The organism is uncultured Fibrella sp., assembly GCF_964250085.1.
Classification (GTDB): Bacteria; Bacteroidota; Bacteroidia; order Cytophagales; family Spirosomataceae; genus Fibrella.
Window position 1 is genome coordinate 226,399 of the sequence record NZ_CAXUEC010000009.1, and the last position, 16,586, is coordinate 242,984.

General features: G+C 52.2%; 16 protein-coding genes and 1 pseudogene. 13 read left to right on the forward strand and 4 right to left on the reverse strand.

Annotated elements, in window-relative coordinates:
• Nucleotides 1–108: 108 nt before the first annotated feature.
• The 3 genes from ACFE8Q_RS23955 to ACFE8Q_RS23965 all read right to left on the reverse strand — a co-directional run bounded on the left by ACFE8Q_RS23955 (nt 109) and on the right by ACFE8Q_RS23965 (nt 4,383).
• Nucleotides 109–900 (reverse strand): queuosine precursor transporter, encoded by a 792-nt coding sequence (locus ACFE8Q_RS23955; RefSeq protein WP_375447970.1) that lies wholly within the window; start codon nt 898–900, stop codon nt 109–111.
• Between the two features lie 205 nt (nt 901–1,105).
• Nucleotides 1,106–3,622: an ABC transporter permease gene (locus tag ACFE8Q_RS23960; protein WP_375447971.1), complete on the reverse strand. Its 2,517-nt coding sequence runs from the start codon at nt 3,620–3,622 to the stop codon at nt 1,106–1,108.
• 74 nt (nt 3,623–3,696) lie between these two features.
• Nucleotides 3,697–4,383, reverse strand: a complete 687-nt coding sequence (locus tag ACFE8Q_RS23965; protein WP_375447972.1) for an ABC transporter ATP-binding protein — start codon at nt 4,381–4,383, stop codon at nt 3,697–3,699.
• Between the two features lie 263 nt (nt 4,384–4,646).
• Here ACFE8Q_RS23965 and ACFE8Q_RS23970 point away from each other — a divergent pair, with 263 nt between their 5' ends.
• Together ACFE8Q_RS23970 and ACFE8Q_RS23975 are read left to right on the forward strand one after the other, a co-directional pair.
• Nucleotides 4,647–5,342, forward strand: a complete 696-nt coding sequence (locus ACFE8Q_RS23970; protein WP_375447973.1) for an arylesterase — start codon at nt 4,647–4,649, stop codon at nt 5,340–5,342.
• A gap of 73 nt (nt 5,343–5,415) precedes the next feature.
• On the forward strand, nt 5,416–6,141 hold the full coding sequence (locus ACFE8Q_RS23975) for a hypothetical protein (RefSeq protein ID WP_375447974.1): 726 nt from the start codon (nt 5,416–5,418) through the stop codon (nt 6,139–6,141).
• Between the two features lie 70 nt (nt 6,142–6,211).
• On the opposite strand, the gene ACFE8Q_RS23980 is transcribed toward ACFE8Q_RS23975, so the two are convergent.
• Nucleotides 6,212–7,039, reverse strand: a complete 828-nt coding sequence (locus tag ACFE8Q_RS23980; protein ID WP_375447975.1) for a M48 family metallopeptidase — start codon at nt 7,037–7,039, stop codon at nt 6,212–6,214.
• Nucleotides 7,040–7,191: 152 nt separating this feature from the next.
• Here ACFE8Q_RS23980 and ACFE8Q_RS23985 point away from each other — a divergent pair, with 152 nt between their 5' ends.
• The 11 genes and pseudogenes from ACFE8Q_RS23985 (at nt 7,192) to ACFE8Q_RS24035 (ending at nt 16,583) form a co-directional block, all read left to right on the forward strand.
• On the forward strand, nt 7,192–7,803 hold the full coding sequence (locus ACFE8Q_RS23985) for a fumarylacetoacetate hydrolase family protein (protein WP_375447976.1): 612 nt from the start codon (nt 7,192–7,194) through the stop codon (nt 7,801–7,803).
• A 65-nt stretch (nt 7,804–7,868) separates the two neighbouring features.
• Complete coding sequence (locus ACFE8Q_RS23990; protein WP_375447977.1) at nt 7,869–9,905, forward strand: M23 family metallopeptidase; 2,037 nt, start codon at nt 7,869–7,871, stop codon at nt 9,903–9,905.
• A gap of 30 nt (nt 9,906–9,935) precedes the next feature.
• Nucleotides 9,936–10,385, forward strand: coding sequence for a thioredoxin-dependent thiol peroxidase (gene bcp / locus ACFE8Q_RS23995; RefSeq protein ID WP_375447978.1), 450 nt, complete (start codon nt 9,936–9,938; stop codon nt 10,383–10,385).
• Between the two features lie 103 nt (nt 10,386–10,488).
• Nucleotides 10,489–11,355, forward strand: a pseudogene (locus ACFE8Q_RS24000) (transketolase); the annotation flags it as partial.
• A 127-nt stretch (nt 11,356–11,482) separates the two neighbouring features.
• Nucleotides 11,483–12,490, forward strand: a complete 1,008-nt coding sequence (locus tag ACFE8Q_RS24005; RefSeq protein ID WP_375447979.1) for an AAA family ATPase — start codon at nt 11,483–11,485, stop codon at nt 12,488–12,490.
• Complete coding sequence (locus tag ACFE8Q_RS24010) at nt 12,484–13,041, forward strand: hypothetical protein (protein ID WP_375447980.1); 558 nt, start codon at nt 12,484–12,486, stop codon at nt 13,039–13,041. The genes ACFE8Q_RS24005 and ACFE8Q_RS24010 overlap by 7 nt, the downstream gene beginning before the upstream one ends.
• A 7-nt stretch (nt 13,042–13,048) precedes the next feature.
• Nucleotides 13,049–14,002 carry a transketolase family protein gene (locus ACFE8Q_RS24015; protein WP_375447981.1) on the forward strand — a complete coding sequence of 318 codons (954 nt, stop codon included), beginning with the start codon at nt 13,049–13,051 and terminating at the stop codon, nt 14,000–14,002.
• Nucleotides 14,003–14,111: 109 nt separating this feature from the next.
• Entirely contained in the window at nt 14,112–14,672 is a 561-nt protein-coding gene (locus ACFE8Q_RS24020) for an RNA polymerase sigma factor (RefSeq protein WP_207328498.1), read from the forward strand.
• A gap of 30 nt (nt 14,673–14,702) precedes the next feature.
• Entirely contained in the window at nt 14,703–15,188 is a 486-nt protein-coding gene (locus ACFE8Q_RS24025; RefSeq protein WP_375447982.1) for a hypothetical protein, read from the forward strand.
• A gap of 18 nt (nt 15,189–15,206) precedes the next feature.
• Entirely contained in the window at nt 15,207–15,641 is a 435-nt protein-coding gene (locus ACFE8Q_RS24030; RefSeq protein WP_375447983.1) for a hypothetical protein, read from the forward strand.
• Between the two features lie 279 nt (nt 15,642–15,920).
• A complete protein-coding gene (locus ACFE8Q_RS24035) occupies nt 15,921–16,583 on the forward strand; it encodes a cytochrome b/b6 domain-containing protein (protein WP_375447984.1) in 663 nt (220 codons plus the stop codon).
• Nucleotides 16,584–16,586: the final 3 nt, after the last annotated feature.

The following is a 16,586-nucleotide window of genomic DNA, read 5'->3' on the forward strand; positions in this document are numbered from 1 at the left end:
GAATGGGCTGACCGCTGAGATCGGGGCCAAACCTACGTAAACTGAGCTTCAGGTACGTTACGGAGTTGTTAAATTCGAGGCGGCGGCTCCGGTTTTTTGGTAACGTACCTACATGAACGAACTCATCGACGATTCGTTGGCGAGCTCTTCGGCATGCTCCTTGCCCAGGTATTTATCAATCAGATTATGAGCCAGATAGAGTAATGGCGTAAGCAGTACGGCGGTAGTGGCTTTGTAGAGGTAGTTGATAATGCCCACGGCGATCACCTGCCCAATAGACCAGTTGCCGAACACGTAAAATGCAATTCCCAGCACGACAAACGAATCAATGAGTTGAGACACCAGCGTTGAGCCCGTGGCCCGCAGCCAGATTTTGCGGTTGCCCGTAATACCCCGCAGGTACTGAAAAACGGATGCGTCGAGAATCTGGCCGATCAAAAAGGCGGTGAGCGAGCCGATGATGATGCCCAGCCCCTGCCGGAAAATCATCTGAAACGCATTGTTGATATTGATCGGATTACCCGCGCCATCCTTCGCATTAACATCGAGCCAGAACTGGGCCGGTGGCAGCGTGGTTACGGCGTAGATGATCAGGAAACTGTAGGCCACGAAGCCCGCCGTCAGGAAGGAGATGCGCCGAACGCCCGCTTTGCCGAAATACTCGTTGATAATATCGGAGGTGATGAAGACGAACGGCCAGATAACCGCCCCGGCGGTGAGGTTAAAATCGAGAATAAAATCGCCAAACAAATGAATCTGGGCAGGTTTTAGCCCCAGCGTGGTTTCACCCGAAAATATTTTTACGCCAATGATTTCGGCAATGATGGCGTTGACCAGAAAGACCGCGCTCAGAAAAATATACAGGTTTGTGCGTTTGTTGGTAAACGAGTAGGAAGGCATGACAGATGTGTGATTGGTCTACGATAAAAACGCAGGATGTGGCGTTTCTACGGATACGACAGCAATATACACATCATAGCTATTCACTTTGTCGGCTGTTGACTTCTTTCAACTTACGCAACCGCCCAATCGATAAACAGCACGTCCATTGCTGACACGAGGCGGGCGGGCACGATGGCGGTCCATACAGAGCAACCATATGGGATTAGTCGCTTCGCAAAACTTCGAGCGGGGGGCGGTTCACTACGTCGCGGCTATTGAGCAGGCCGATGAGCATGGTAAGGCCGGTAACCGTGCCGACTACTGCCAGCAGCGGCCATACACTGGGTGCGTAAGGCATCTCGAACACGTACCTGGCCAGCACCCACGTACCCAGTACCGACAAAATAATGCCCGACAGCGAGGCCAGTAACCCCAGTAGACCATATTCGACCAGCGTGATGCGCAGGATTTGGCGGCGACTGGCACCCAGCGTACGGAGCAAGACGCTTTCCTGCATACGCTGGTATTTGCTGATAATCACCGAACTACTCAGAACCAGCAAGCCAGTCAGGATACTGAACAAAGCCATGAACCGGATTACAAACGATATTTTGCTCAGAATATCGTCCAGCGTTTTCAGGATCAGGCCAAGGTCGATAGCCGACACGTTGGGGAATCTGGTGACCAGTGCCCGTTGAAACGTAGCTGATTTCTCAGTGTTGGGCACGCGGGTCATCAGCACACTGAACTGCGGCGCCTGTTCCAGCACACCGTTCGGAAAAACGACCAGAAAGTTGGTCTGAACCCGGTTCCAGTCGACAGTCCGGGTACCACCAACGGTAGTTTCGATCAGGGCTCCCTGCACATTGAACGTCAGTTTATCGCCCAGTTTCAGGTGCAGGCGTTTCATGAAATCGTCCTCGAATGTTACGGCCGGAACACCGTCATGCGCCCCCTGCGCTTTGCCTGAACTGAGCTTTTCCGACGAAATCAACGTGTCCCGGTAGGTGACGCGGTACTCGCGATTGAGCGCCCATTCGGGAATATGGAGCGAGGTATCTTTTCGAATTGCCGCCATACCGCGCCCGTTGATCGTTTCGAGCCGCATGGTTACAATGGGCACCTGTTGCATCACCGGCAGGCCCGACTGTTTCACCAGATCGCGCACGCCCGCCGTTTGTTCGCGCTGAATATCGAACAGCACCATATTGGGTTGCTGCCCACTGGCCGAGAACTGCACCCGGCCCAGCAAGAGCGTTTGGGTCAGGTAGAGCGTCGTGATGAGAAATGCACCTAAACCAATGGATACCAGCAGGATAAGCGTCTGATTCTGCGGCCGGTACAGGTTGGCCAGGCTCTGCCGCCACACGAAACTCCACGAACGCGGAAAGAATCGGCGAACTATAGCCATGAGCAGCAATCCCATGCCGGTCAGTACCAGAAAGCTCACGGCCATGCCAGCAGTGAAACCACCGGCCAGTTTCCAGTCGCGGGTTTGCCAATAGGCGAAGCCAAAAACGAACAGCGCGATCAGCCCGAAAACGACCCACCGCAACGGATCGCGACCCGACACGTCGGCTTCCAGGGAGGCCCGTAATGTGCGTAGCGGCGACACTTTACGGATGAGCAGCAACGGAAGCGCGGCAAACAGAAGTGCGATCAACAGGCCGGTTATTATGCCCTGCCCAATGGCCGGCCACGAGATGGCCACGCTGACTTCGACGGGCAAAAACGAGCCGAACACAACCGGCATCAGCCATTGAAGCAGCGACCCCAGCGCAGCACCCAGTACGGCACCGCCCAGGCCCATAAAGGCCGTTTGCACCAGAAAAATCAGGAATGCCTGCCAGCCGCTTGCGCCGAGTGTGCGCAACACAGCAACCGAGGTAATCTTTTCTTTTACATAGAGTTGCACCGCGCTCGCCACGCCAACGCAACCCAGCAATAGGGCCACAAACGAGACCAGGTTCAGGAATTTGGTCAGGTCGGCGAAGGCACGCCCGGTTTGGCGTTTCCGGTTTTCGACGGTATCGGAGCTTAGTCCCGCTTTGTCGAGCGTAGGTTCGAGGCGTTTCACCAGCGCAGGTACGTTAGTCGTCTTGGCAAACTGGTAGTAGTATTTGTAATTGACACGGCTGCCTTTCTGCACAAGACCCGTCTGGTTCAGGTACGTTGCCGGCACGAAAACGGTAGGGGCAACCGCCGCTGTAGCTGCCGTGGCACCAGGTGTTTTCAGCACGCGGCCTGCTACCAGAAACGACACTTCGCCTACGCGCACCGAATCACCCACATTGGCCCCAAACTGCACCAGCAACGCATCATCGACAAGCGCCACGCGTTCTTTATTCGTCCTGAATTGGGCAATGGCCGAAGCGGGTTGCACCTCCCAGATGCCGTAATAGGGGAATCGCCCTTCGAGCGCTTTTACCTGCGCCAGCCGAACGCCGCCCGTGCGCGGGAAGAGCACCATCGACGCAAATGCCGTTTCGCTACTACGCTCATTACCAATACCCTGCAGCAGATTTTTCACTTTCTGCGACGGGACCGCCGAGGCCGTTACAGTAAGGTCGGCACCCAATAGCTCCTGCGCCTGCTCGTCGATACTGCGGGCCAGGTTATCGCCAAACGAGTTGATAGCCACCAGCGCGGCGATGCCCAACACGATGGCCGACATAAACAGCAACAACCGCTGCCGACTCCGCCGACTATCACGCCAGGCGGTATTTAAAATGAAGTTCATAGGAAAGTAAGTTTGTGGTTTGTGGTCTACTGTTTGGTGCTGCGCTGCTATGCCAACCCATAGACCACAAACCACTAAATGGTTCGTGACTGGACCGTATCCTCTACCACATGTCCGCCCCGGATGCGAATCATGCGCTGTGTTTTGGCGGCCAGTTCCAGATCGTGGGTGACAATGACGAGGGTAGTGCCCGCTTCGCGGTTTAGATCGAACAGCAGGTTTTCGACTGTGGCGCTGGTGTCTTCATCCAGGTTGCCGGTAGGTTCGTCGGCAAACAGAACGGCCGGCCGGTTCGAGAAAGCCCGCGCCAGCGACACGCGCTGCTGCTCCCCACCCGACAGTTGCAACGGATAGTGGTGACTACGGTCGGCCAGGCCCACCCGATCGAGCAGGTCACGGGCAATGCGTTCGGCTCCGCGTGTGCCGCGCAGTTCGAGCGGCACCATCACGTTTTCGAGGGCCGTTAGTGTGGGCAGCAGTTGAAAATTCTGGAAAATAAAGCCGACGTGCTGGTTGCGCACCGCCGCCCGCTGGTCTTCATTCAGGGTGTCGAGTTGAACGCCGTTGAGCCATACACTACCCGATGAGGCCCGGTCGAGGCCGGCACAAAGGCCGAGTAGTGTGGTTTTGCCACTGCCACTGGGACCAACAATGGCGAAGCTATCGCCGGGTTGTAGGTCAAACGAAATGTCGTGAAGCACGGTAAGTGTCTGACCTGCGCTCTGGTAGGTCTTCGTCAGGTTTTCGACGCGTAAACTCATAAATCAGGTTGTATCAGGTACGTTGCACTGGTTGTCACGTACCTACCCATAACCATAGCGGATTCATTTTCGTCACGGTGCGGGAAAGAATTAGGCGGATCGGTCGCAATCGACGGATTATCGGCAAAAACTACCGGATTAAGTTGCGTTCAGGTTTCCGCCTGAGTTGGTCGTGCGTCCACTACCCACGTTGCAGTATGCCCATCTAAACGTTAATCAGACTTTCAGGGTTTGATAAAGCAACGACCAACGTCATCACCATTATGCATTTGATTGCCCGTTTTGCGCCCCTGCTGGGCCTCGCTATCTGCCTGAGCTGCACCTCAAAAACCGATACGTCGAAAACAGAAACCACCGGTGCCGACACAACGGCCACAACAACCACGTCGACAAAAAAGAAAGTCATTGTTTTCTTTGGCAATAGCCTTGCCGCGGGCTACGGACTGGAAAACACGGCCGACGCGTTTCCGAACCGGATTGGTGCCCGCATCGATTCGCTGGGCCTCCCCTACCGAGTCGTAAACGCTGGCCTGAGTGGTGAAACAACCGCCGGCGGACGTAGCCGTGTGGGCTGGGTGTTGCGCCAGGCCGCCGATATTTTCGTGCTTGAATTAGGTGGCAACGATGGCCTGCGGGGTATTCCATTGAAGTCATCGCGTGAAAACTTACAGGCCATTATTGATACTGTACGTTTGAAAAACCCGGCGGCACAGGTCGTCATTGCCGGCATGCAGATTCCGCCGAATCTGGGCAAAGCGTATACTACTGAGTTTCGGGGAATTTTCAAGGAACTGGCCGATAAAAACAAGGCCGTTCTGATTCCCTTTTTGCTGGAAAACGTAGGTGGCGATCCTAAACTTAACCAGGCCGACGGTATTCACCCCAACGTGGAGGGTCACCGCATCGTGGCCGAAAATGTCTGGAAAATCATTGGGCCGATGGTGCAGAAAGAGTTGTAATAGTATACCATTATGTTGTGGAATGTAGGAGGAAACAGCATCATTCAGTAGCCATTTTTCTATCTGAAAGACCATGTTCCTCAAAAAATTCTCGACCTGCCTGACGGCGGGATTAACTCTTTCTGCGCTATTATTGGTACTTGGCAATAGTGGTACACTAGCCTGGTTTCCTCCTCCGCTTGTCTTCTCGCTGGTGGGTATCAGTTTGGGTAGTGCAGTCATTTTTCCGTTTATCTGGCAACGATGGGAGCGTCATCCAACCCATAATGCCGACCGGATATATGCCATTCTCTTCACAGTCATTCGGTACAGCATTGCCTTTAATCTGGCAAGCTTCGGCTGGAAGAAGGTATTTGGACTACAATTTATTGTTCCGCCTGATCTGGCCGGCGAGCCGATGAACCTACAGTCGGGCGAAACCCTGGTCTGGTATTTTTTTGGTTATTCGCACCCTTTTGGCCTTATCACCGCACTGATCCAGATCATAGGCTCTTACTTTTTGCTGGTTCGGAGAACCTTCCTGTTGAGCTGCCTTGTCCTGTTTACCCTCATGCTGAACATTGCCCTGGTTGATATTTTTTACCACCTCAACGCCGGTGCTTTAATCCAGGCAGTGATACTGACACTAGGACTACTGTTCCTGCTATTAACTGATAAGCAGAAGCTGGTGGCCTTATTTCTTAAATCCGATCCTGCTATTCCGTCAATAACCTATAAAAACAAGTGGCTGAAAAATGCAGCCCGGCTGTCGGCGCTTACCCTCTCGTTGCTATTTGTGTACTACATAGTAAAAGCGTAGTCTGTAACAGACAAACGCCTACAAATCAGTTTGCAACCGATTTGTAGGCGTTTGTCTGGATAGTCGTGTACTAACGGCCCCGGTTCTGAGCGTATTTCTGCGCTTCGGGTATTTCAGCTTTCAGGTCAGCGATCCGGCGAGTATCGGATGGGTGATCGGAGAAGAACTCGGCGGGTGCTTTTCCCTGGCTATTTTGCGCCATCCGGGTCCAGAACGTGATCGCCTCGTTTGGATCATAACCCGCCATAGCCATAAAGATCAGACCGAGGTGATCGGCTTCCGATTCCTGCTTACGACTGTGGGGCAAGGCGCCGAAATACTGGTACATCAGAGGGCCACCGGTGCCAATTGCCTGCTGGAAAAGTGCCTGCGTTTGTGGCGTTTTGTTCGATGTGGCGATGCCGGCCGCCACCTGTCCAACCTGCAAGAGACCATTGGCCACCAGGCCTTCGCTCATGCGTTCGTTGCCATGCTGGGCAATGGCGTGCGAAATTTCGTGGCCTAATACAGTGGCCAGACCCGCTTCGTTCTGCGTGTAGGGTAGAATTCCAGAGTACACCACGATCTTACCACCGGGCATGCACCAGGCGTTCACCTGCTTATCCTGAACCAAATGGTATTCCCATTTAAACCCTTCAATACGGGCACCGTACCCGTTCTGATTCATGTATGTTTCTACGGCCTGCCGCAGGCGATTGCCCACCCGGTCGACCATAGCTGCATCGGCCGTGCTGTTGATGACCCGGCTCGTGTCAAGGAACTGTTTATACTCCGTTGAACTCAACTGTAACATCTGGTCATTGGGCACCAGCAAAATCTGGCGGCGATTGGTCAGCGGCACCTTCGAGCAGGCAACCACGACCGCGAGCAGTAACGCTCCAAGTAAGATTCGTTTCATGTTGGAATGTAGGTAATTTATCAATAGTGTTCCCGGATAATACTCGCCAGACCGGGGGTTTGTTGCCAAAACTAGCTTAGCGGCCTTTTACACCTTAGATTTGCAAGTCGTACATTCGTTTAATAGACCCGCTGAGCAGGGTATTCTACTACATGAAAATTATTGCAGTTGGCCGCAATTATGTTGAGCACATTCAGGAGCTAAACAATGAACAACCCGACGATCCGGTCATCTTCCTGAAGCCGGAAACGGCCCTTTTGTACCGAAACGCGCCGTTCTTCTACCCCGATTTCTCAACCGATGTGCACCATGAAGTAGAGGTGCTGGTGAAGATCAACCGGGTTGGAAAAAACATTGAAGAGCGGTTTGCGGCTAAGTATTACGACGAAATCGGGTTGGGTATCGACTTTACCGCTCGCGATCTACAGAGCAAGCTTAAAGCTAAAGGTCTTCCCTGGGAACTGGCCAAGGCTTTCAATGGCTCTGCCCCTATCTCCGAGTTTGTCCCCAAAACCGACTTCGCCGACGTGCAGAATCTGAACTTCGGGCTGACGGTCAACGGCGAAACGAAGCAGCAGAGCAACACCAGCCTGATGCTGTTCAAAATCGACTACCTCATCTCGTTCGTATCACGCTATTTTCTCCTTCAGAAGGGCGACATCATCTTCACCGGCACGCCCAAAGGCGTTGGCCCCGTACAGATCGGCGATCGGCTGGTGGGTACGCTGGAAGGACGCGAGATGTTCAATTTTGGGGTAAAGTAAAATTCTCAGACGCTCGCCGGGACTAAAATCGTTCTTGCCTGTAAATACTATTACTGATTGACGATTTGAAATTCCTTCGTTTTCTTCCCCTGTTCTTTCTGCCCGCACTGCTGTTTGCGCAAGCGAGCAAGCCGTTGCCTTCACTGGTGCAGCCCGGCTATCTGCTGTTTCCCATCAATCCGGGTCAGGCGGGGTCGCTCTCGGGCGGCATGGGCGATCTGCGTGGCAACCATTTCCATGCCGGGTTAGATATTCGCACGGGTGGGGTCGAAGGTGTTCCCGTACGGGCCGCTGCCGATGGGTACGTATCGCGCATCGCTGTGTTTACGGGAGGCTACGGCAACGTCATTTTCCTGAAACATCCCAATGGGCTCACTACCGTGTACGGGCACCTTAAAACGCTGAATGATACGCTGGGTACGTACCTGCGGGAAAATCAGTACATCAAGAAAACCTTCGAGATCGACCTGCGTCCGCAACCCAACGAGTTTCCGGTGGCGAAAGGAGATATTATCGCGTTGTCGGGCAATACGGGCGGATCGGGTGGGCCGCACCTGCATTTTGAGGTGCGTGACCCCAGCGATAACCTCCTGAACCCACTCCTCTACGGCTTTCCCGAATTGTCGGACGATGTGCCCCCCTATTTCGAGCGCATCGCCATCCGCACACTGACGCCCAACTCGCGCCTGAACGGGGAGTTTCAGCGGCAAACGTTCACCCCAACCCGACGCGCCGATGGATCGTACGTCATTAGCCAGCCCATTTCAGGGTCGGGTTTGCTGGGGCTGGAATTGCTGGCCTACGACAAAGCCAACGGCTCGCCCTACCGGAACGGGCTGAACTGCGTGGAAATCCGGCTGGACGGTAACGAGGTGTTTGCCTACAGTATGAACATGTTTCCGCATGAGCAAACCCGGTTCATCAACGTGCACATGAACTATGAGGCCGAGCAACTGAGCGGTCAACGCTACCACCGGGGCTACGTGGCCGATGGTAATCAACTGGCCCTGTACCACACCAATGCCTACCGGGGTAAACTGCCGCTATTCGACGGTAAACCGCACGAGGTAACCATTACCCTGTTCGACAATTACGAGCATTCGGCCGTGCTCCGCTTCATCATTCAGCCCGAATCGCTGGCCGCGCCCGTTACCGTCCAGCCAGTGCCTGTTGTTGCCACAGATAGTACGCTGGCTCCCCTTCCCGATCCCATTCAGGCAGGACAGGGTATACCCAGCGTAACCATTACGCCCGACGATAATGTGCTGAAGCTGGCAGTGCGTGGCCTGACCGGTACGCCGCCCAACGCGCTACTGTTTACCGGCAAAAAAACAACCGAACTGCCCGTTGCCTACACCCGCGACAGCAAAGCGGTTTACCTGATCGACCTGAACAAGACGCTGCCCGACTCCGTACAAATCGGTCGTGGTCGGTTGCCGCTCAATTTCCGGCAGGCTGTTGTGCCGGGACGTACCCAGGTAGTCGATGCAGGCAACGTAAGTATTCGTTTCAACGCCGAGTCACTATTCGATACGCTTTATTTGTCGACACGCACTTCAGCAGGTAATGTTTTGGAGATTAACCAGAACACGATTCCGCTGAACGATTTCATCGACGTCCGTTTCAGGCCTATGTCACCGATTTCCATCGACACCATGCGCACGAAAATGTACCTGCTTTCTGGCGGGCGGCAGCGGTTCGTTGGTGGTACATGGACGAAGAACCGCATCGATTTCCGAACGCGTGAACTGGGCCGGTTCGGCTTGTTGACCGATATGACGCCACCCGCCATTCGGGTGTTGGGTGCCACGGGCAAAAGCATTGTTGCCCGCATCAGCGACGATCTGTCAGGCATCGACCAGTTTCGGGTGTTTGTCAACGGAGAGTGGACGCTGATGCAGTACGACTACAAACGCGCCCTGATCTGGTCGGACAAACTCGACCCCAACACGCCGTTTGAACCGGGCTCGGAAGTGATCGTTCAGGTACGTGACCGGTCAGGTAACGTTGGCGAAGTATCGACGACCATCGCTCAGGCACCGATAGCGAAACCGAAGCCGGTAAAGAAGGTGACCGCAAAAAAACGCGGACGGAAACGCTAAGGTGAATATGTTTGTACCAAATTCCTGACTATGGCCCTTTCTGTTGGCGACCCTGCCCCCGATTTTACCGCAACCGATCAGCATGGAAACCCCCTGACGCTGTCTGATTATCGGGGCCGAAAAGTAGTGCTGTACTTTTACCCGAAAGACGACACGCCCGGTTGCACGGCTCAGGCCTGTAGCCTCCGCGACAACTACGCGGAACTAAAAAAAGCCGGTTACGAAGTATTGGGCGTGAGTATCGATCCGCAGAAAGCTCATACTAAGTTTATAGCCAAATACGATCTGCCTTTCTCGCTGGTTGCCGACACCGATCAATCGGTTGTAGGGGCCTACGGTGTATGGCAGGAAAAGTCGATGTATGGCCGCACCTACATGGGCACCGTCCGTAAAACGTTCCTCATCGACGAGAACGGCCTGATCACCGACATCATTGAAAAAGTAGACACAAAAAATCACGCAACGCAAATTTTGAAATAGTCATTTGCTTCGCGTCATTACTAGTCACTTGTTGTCATTCAGAGTCATTTGTTCTTTGCAATTAATGACAATAGATGACTAGTAATGACGCGAAGCAAATGACCTTAAGACTATGGAAATACAACAACTCGAACACATCGCCTCGCAGGTACGTCGCGATATTCTGCGGATGGTATCTGCGGTCAATTCAGGCCACCCCGGTGGTTCACTGGGCTGCACCGACCTGTTTGTCGCTCTTTACTTCGACGTACTTCGTAAGAAACTGGACGCCGACGGCAAACCGGTTTTTGACATGGATGGTAAAGACGAAGACCTGTTCTTCCTGTCGAATGGCCACATTTCGCCCGTTTTCTACTCGGTATTAGCCCGCACAGGCTACTTCCCGGTCGATGAACTGTCGACGTTCCGCAAGCTGGACAGCCGGTTGCAGGGTCACCCTACCACCGCTGAGCACCTGCCGGGCGTTCGTATCGCGTCGGGTTCACTGGGGCAGGGTCTGTCGGTAGCTAATGGCGCTGCTTTTGCCAAGAAGCTGAACAAAGACGACAAGCATGTGTATGTGCTCATGGGCGACGGCGAACAGCAGGAAGGTCAGGTTTGGGAGGCCGCTCAGTTTGCGCCCAACAAAAAACTGGGCAACCTCACGGCCATCATCGACCTGAACCACGCGCAGATCGACGGTACCACCGAAGGGGTGAATAACAACCGCGATCTGGCCGCGAAATACAAAGCCTTCGGTTGGAACGTGACCGAGATGCAGGGCAACGACATGGGCGACATTATCAAAACCCTGAAAGATGCCAAGTCTGACCCGGACGTACCTACGCTGATTCTGATGCACACCCTGATGGGCTATGGCGTCGATTTCATGGCGGGTAATTACAAGTGGCACGGCACGGCCCTCAACCCCGAGCAAATGGCCAACGCCCTCGGCCAACTGCCTGTGTATTCAGGCATGGAAGATTATTAAAAGAAATGTCATTTGCTTCGCAGTCATTGGTTGTCATTAGGTAGTCATTTATCGTAAACACTCGTTGTTAAACGATAAGTGACTACCTAATGACAACCAATGACTGCGAAGCATAATGACTCTTTTTATGCAGATCAAACGCCTCGTCATCGAAAATTTCAAGTCCATTGAACGGATCGAGCTCATTGAGCCGAATCCGTTCACGGTCTTTGTCGGCCCCAACGGTTCCGGCAAATCGAATATTTTCGAGGCGCTGGAGTTTATAAACTACATATCTGTGAATGACAGACATGCAGGATTGAGATTATTTGGTGGGCGAGATAACGTGGTTAATAGGAAGAACAAAAACGACATTTTCCGCTTCAGTGCTGACTTTAACGGTAATACACCCGATTTTGCCAACTTCGAATTCAATCTAACTAAAACAGGTCCACCCTTCAATTACTTATCGTTGATAAGTGACAAGGGGGCGAGTTATAGAGATTTTCTTTACGAAAGTGGAAATTGGTTTCATGACTATAGCCAGTTTTACGATTCTTTCAGTCGTCTATTTATAGGAGACAGGAAAGCCCCTAAAATCGATTTTCAGGATGATGAGGCCTTAAATACAACAGCATCAAACCTTGAGAAGGTCCTTAAGCGCATTTTAACTGACGAAGTTTTAAAGCGTGAAATTTTTGAATGGCTTGAACTGTTTGTACCGGGATTTAAGGCTGTTGAAATTGATGATCGAGATGAGTTACACTGGTTTGAGGAGTCGAGTGATCGTTATTTTACCAAAGACTTAATTTCTGATGGTACGTATAACATACTCTCACTACTCACTGCCGTATACCAGCAAGACCATGAGCCTCAATTCTTGTGTATTGAAGAGCCTGAAAATGGTCTTCACCCGAAAGTAGCACGTGAACTGATGGATTTTTTTCGTCTAATGTGTGAAGAACGAGGCCACTATATTTGGGTTAATACTCATTCTCCATATATGGCTTCGCGTGTGAGACCTGAAGAATTAGTGACAGTAAACAAGATTAATGGATCAACGCAGGTGAAGCAATTCAAAGGCATGAATTGGCACGGACTAACTGCGGATGAGGTATGGCTTTCGAATGTACTTGGCGGCGGAAATCCATGGTAAAGCTTGGAATCATTTGCGAGGGTGAATCGGAAAGCGTCATTTTCAGCACGCCTAATTTTAGAGAATGGCTTTTTAGGCTAAATATCGAGTTTGTGGGATTTGCCATTACAGGGAGCAAAACGCAATACAAGGAAAACCTCCTGCCAGTCCACAGAAGAGTTCTGATTGACTTGGGTGCTGAACGAATTATTGCGCTGTTGGATATGGATAATGATTCATGCATAACGTTCACTAAGCAAAGTATCCCCCAGTTTGACGATCAAGTCATTGTCGTAGCAGTTAAAGAATTTGAGAATTGGTATTTAGCAGATAGCCAGGCACTAAGTTCCTTTGTCGGAAAAAACACGTTTATCGAAAAGCCAGAGGAAGAACTGGAAGCTGATCGCTTGATTATCAGTCTATATGGCCAACGGTTTTCGAAAAGCAAAATCAAGCTAGCAAACAGCATGAAGCGTTGTGGCTTCACGATTGAGCGTGCGGCGGGGCATCCGAACTGTCCGTCGGCGCGGTATTTTTTGAATAAATTGCAAACACTCGCTTCGGCGAATTGAGAATAAGATGAAAAAATTCGAATACACGGATAAGAAAGACACCCGGTCTGGCTTCGGCGCGGGGATTTACGAACTGGGCAAAACCAACCCGAATGTGGTCGCCCTCACCGCCGATCTAGCCGGATCGCTGAAGCTCGACGCCTTCATCAAGGATTTTCCAGACCGGTTTATTCAGTGCGGTATTGCCGAGGCCAACATGATCGGCGTATCAGCCGGTTTGACCATCGGCGGGCACATTCCGTTTGCCACTACGTTTGCCAACTTCGCAACGGGTCGCGTGTATGACCAGATCCGGCAGTCGGTAGCGTATTCGGAGAAGAACGTGAAAATCTGCGCGTCGCACTCCGGCCTGACGTTGGGCGAAGATGGCGCTACGCACCAGATTCTGGAAGATCTGGGCATGATGAAGATGCTGCCCAACATGACGGTCATCAACACCTGCGATTATAACCAGACCAAAGCCGCCACCATCGCCATTGCCGAGCACGTGGGTCCGGTTTATCTGCGTTTTGGTCGTCCGGTACTGCCCGTATTTACCCCCGCCGATGAGAAATTCGTAATTGGCAAAGCCTGGCATATGAACGAAGGCGACGCCTGTTCGGTGTTCGTTACGGGTAACCTGGTTTGGGAAGCCGTTCTGGCGGGCGAAATGCTGTCGGCAGAAGGCATCGAAATCGATTTGATCAACATTCACACGATTAAACCGTTAGATCAGGAGGCGATCCTGAATTCGGTGAAGAAAACGGGTTGTGCGGTCTCAGTTGAAGAACACAACATCTGGGGTGGTCTGGGCGAAAGCATCGCGCACGTATTGGCCCAGAATTTGCCCCGTCCTCAGGAGTTTGTTGGCACCAAAGATACCTTTGGTGAAAGCGGAACGCCCGACCAGCTTTTAGAAAAATACGGCCTCAAAGCATCGTACATCGCAGACGCCGTTAAACGGGCAATAGCACGGAAATAAGTTTAATGTTCAACGGTTTAAGGTCTAACGTTGCTTCGCATTTCACCCACAAGGTTGATTGGCAACGCAACATTAAGCCTTGAACCTTTGAACGTTAGACGCATTTTGAATGACTGACCAGGAACTACTCGAAAAATACCGCGATCCGTCGAGCCGGAACTATGCTTTTAATCTGATGGTAAAAAAGTACCAGCAGAAGATATACTGGCATATTCGGAAGATGGTGATCGACCATGATGACGCCGACGACCTGGTGCAGGATACGTTTGTGAAGGTATGGGCGAGTCTGGAACAGTTTCGGGGTGACAGTCAGTTATATACGTGGATATACCGCATTGCGACCAACGAATGCCTGAACTTCCTGAATAAAAAGCGGCGACGGTTCTTTTTGCCCATCGGCGACGTGGAAGGCGAGTTGATGGAAAAGCTGGAGAGTAACGCCGACTATGTCACGTCGGGCAATGACCCCAGCGGCGAAGAGGTACAACTTGCGTTGCAGAAAGCGCTGCTTAAACTACCTGATAAACAGCGCCTTGTATTCAACATGAAATACTTCGACGATATGAAGTACGAAGAAATTTCGGAAATTACAGGTACGTCGGTAGGCGCATTGAAGGCATCGTATCACCTGGCAGTAAAGAAGATTGAGGATTTTTTAACCAACCGTTAAACCCCGGCGCGGGCTGAGCATCAAAGAAGTATGAACAGTAAACAACCAATACGGCTTGAGGAAATCGACGCGGGGCATCCCCTGCGCCAACATCCATTTGAGGCGGTAGGTGCTGGGGTGCCCGACGGATATTTTGACTCGCTCGCTTCACGGGTGCAGGCCCGGGTAGCGCATCAGACGCAACCAGCCAATCCGCTTATCAGTTGGTCGTGGGGCCGGTCTATGGCTACGCTGGCGGGTGCTGGCCTGGTGGCTACGCTCGTCTGGCTTACCTGGCCCCAACGGCAGGACTCGATCGGTCGCGATCAGTTGAGTGGCGTGAGTGATGCAGCTATTGTCGCGTACCTCGACGAACAGGGATTGAACCCCGATGAACTTACGGCACTTCAGACGAACACCGCTACGGCTGATGATGAATCAGCGTCACTTAAGTACCTCGACATTAAATCCGACGCGATTCGGCAGCACCTGGAATCGCAGGACATTAGCGACGAACTCACGAACACTGGCTCCTGATTCTTATAGAACACACCTATGAAACACTTAATATTGGCTCTCCTGTTGCTGACGACCGTATCCATGGGCCGCGTAATGGCGCAGAGCGACATGCAGAAGATTGAGTCGCAAAAGATTGGCTATATCACGAATCGCCTCAACCTCACCACCGAACAGGCCCCTCAGTTCTGGGCTATTTATAACGAGTACAACGGCAAGAAGAAGGAGTTGAATCGGAAGGTTCGTCAGTTGACGGGTGAGAACTCGCGGCAAGGAATTGCTCCTAACGATGCGGCTGTTCTTTCTAATCTGAAAGAATTGAACAATGCCAAGCAGAAAATCGGCGAACTTGACGATGAGTACATGCCCAAGTTCCTGAAGGTGATCAGCCCTACTCAGTTGCAGGAATTGTACAAAGCCGAACGCAGCTTTACGCGGCAGTTACTGGAGAAGCTAAACAGCAATCAGGACTAACACATCTACAGCCAGACTCGACTAACCCCGGTTTCAACCATGAAGCCGGGGTTATTTTTTGCGCCTACGTACCTGATTCGCTAAAATGCTATCTTGTAGGCTGTTCAGCCTGGCCCAAGTCATATAGGGCATCAGCCCCGTGTACGACTTGGCTTACGCAAACCACCGTCGGCTGAAAAACGAATATAGATAAAGCCACGTAAGGCAGACTTTAGTCGGGGACGCCTAGTCCGCTTTTTAGATCAGCAAAAGCGGACTAGGCGTCCGCGTTACATTCCTATGAAACGAATTGTTGAAAACAAGCATCCGCTGGCCATCCGCTGGTTCCATTGGGTCAACTTCCCGGTGCTGGCCGTCATGATCTGGAGCGGGTTACTGATCTACTGGGCGTACCATCCTTACAAAGTTCAGATTGGCAGTTTCACGCTGGTCACCTTTTTTCCGGACTGGTTCTTTAAGGGGCTGCATCTGAAACAACGGCTGGCCGAAGGCATGTCGTGGCACTTTGCGTTGATGTGGCTGTTCACCATCAACGGCATCCTTTACGTGGGTTATACGCTTTTTTCAGGCGAATGGCGCTATTTGTTTCCCAAACGGGGGTCGTTCAGCGAGGCCTGGCAGGTGGTGCTGCATGACCTTGGCATCAGGAAAGGGCCGCTACCGGTCGAGAAATACAACGCCGCCCAGCGTATTGCCTACAGCAGCATTATTGTGATGGGCATTGGCTCGTTGCTCACCGGATTAGCCATTTATAAGCCCACACAACTATCCTGGCTAACCTTTATACTTGGCGGCTACGAAATGGCCCGCCTTCTGCATTTTGCCCTGACGGTTGGGTACGTCCTGTTCTTCGTAGTCCACATTGCGCAGGTGGTAAAAGCGGGCTGGAACAACTTCCGGAGCATGATTACGGGTTTTGATGTGGTCGATGAAAAAGCATAAACC

What these genes read in the sequence shown, in the direction of transcription:
- ACFE8Q_RS24030 (WP_375447983.1), top strand. Translation starts at nt 15,207, where the DNA reads ATGAAACACTTAATATTGGCTCTCCTGTTGCTGACGACCGTATCCATG.
- ACFE8Q_RS23955 (WP_375447970.1), bottom strand. Translation starts at nt 900, where the DNA reads ATGCCTTCCTACTCGTTTACCAACAAACGCACAAACCTGTATATTTTT.
- ACFE8Q_RS23970 (WP_375447973.1), top strand. Translation starts at nt 4,647, where the DNA reads ATGCATTTGATTGCCCGTTTTGCGCCCCTGCTGGGCCTCGCTATCTGC.
- bcp (WP_375447978.1), top strand. Translation starts at nt 9,936, where the DNA reads ATGGCCCTTTCTGTTGGCGACCCTGCCCCCGATTTTACCGCAACCGAT.
- ACFE8Q_RS24020 (WP_207328498.1), top strand. Translation starts at nt 14,112, where the DNA reads ATGACTGACCAGGAACTACTCGAAAAATACCGCGATCCGTCGAGCCGG.
- ACFE8Q_RS24015 (WP_375447981.1), top strand. Translation starts at nt 13,049, where the DNA reads ATGAAAAAATTCGAATACACGGATAAGAAAGACACCCGGTCTGGCTTC.
- ACFE8Q_RS23965 (WP_375447972.1), bottom strand. Translation starts at nt 4,383, where the DNA reads ATGAGTTTACGCGTCGAAAACCTGACGAAGACCTACCAGAGCGCAGGT.
- ACFE8Q_RS24035 (WP_375447984.1), top strand. Translation starts at nt 15,921, where the DNA reads ATGAAACGAATTGTTGAAAACAAGCATCCGCTGGCCATCCGCTGGTTC.
- ACFE8Q_RS23980 (WP_375447975.1), bottom strand. Translation starts at nt 7,039, where the DNA reads ATGAAACGAATCTTACTTGGAGCGTTACTGCTCGCGGTCGTGGTTGCC.
- ACFE8Q_RS23985 (WP_375447976.1), top strand. Translation starts at nt 7,192, where the DNA reads ATGAAAATTATTGCAGTTGGCCGCAATTATGTTGAGCACATTCAGGAG.
- ACFE8Q_RS24025 (WP_375447982.1), top strand. Translation starts at nt 14,703, where the DNA reads ATGAACAGTAAACAACCAATACGGCTTGAGGAAATCGACGCGGGGCAT.
- ACFE8Q_RS23975 (WP_375447974.1), top strand. Translation starts at nt 5,416, where the DNA reads ATGTTCCTCAAAAAATTCTCGACCTGCCTGACGGCGGGATTAACTCTT.
- ACFE8Q_RS24005 (WP_375447979.1), top strand. Translation starts at nt 11,483, where the DNA reads ATGCAGATCAAACGCCTCGTCATCGAAAATTTCAAGTCCATTGAACGG.
- ACFE8Q_RS24010 (WP_375447980.1), top strand. Translation starts at nt 12,484, where the DNA reads ATGGTAAAGCTTGGAATCATTTGCGAGGGTGAATCGGAAAGCGTCATT.
- ACFE8Q_RS23960 (WP_375447971.1), bottom strand. Translation starts at nt 3,622, where the DNA reads ATGAACTTCATTTTAAATACCGCCTGGCGTGATAGTCGGCGGAGTCGG.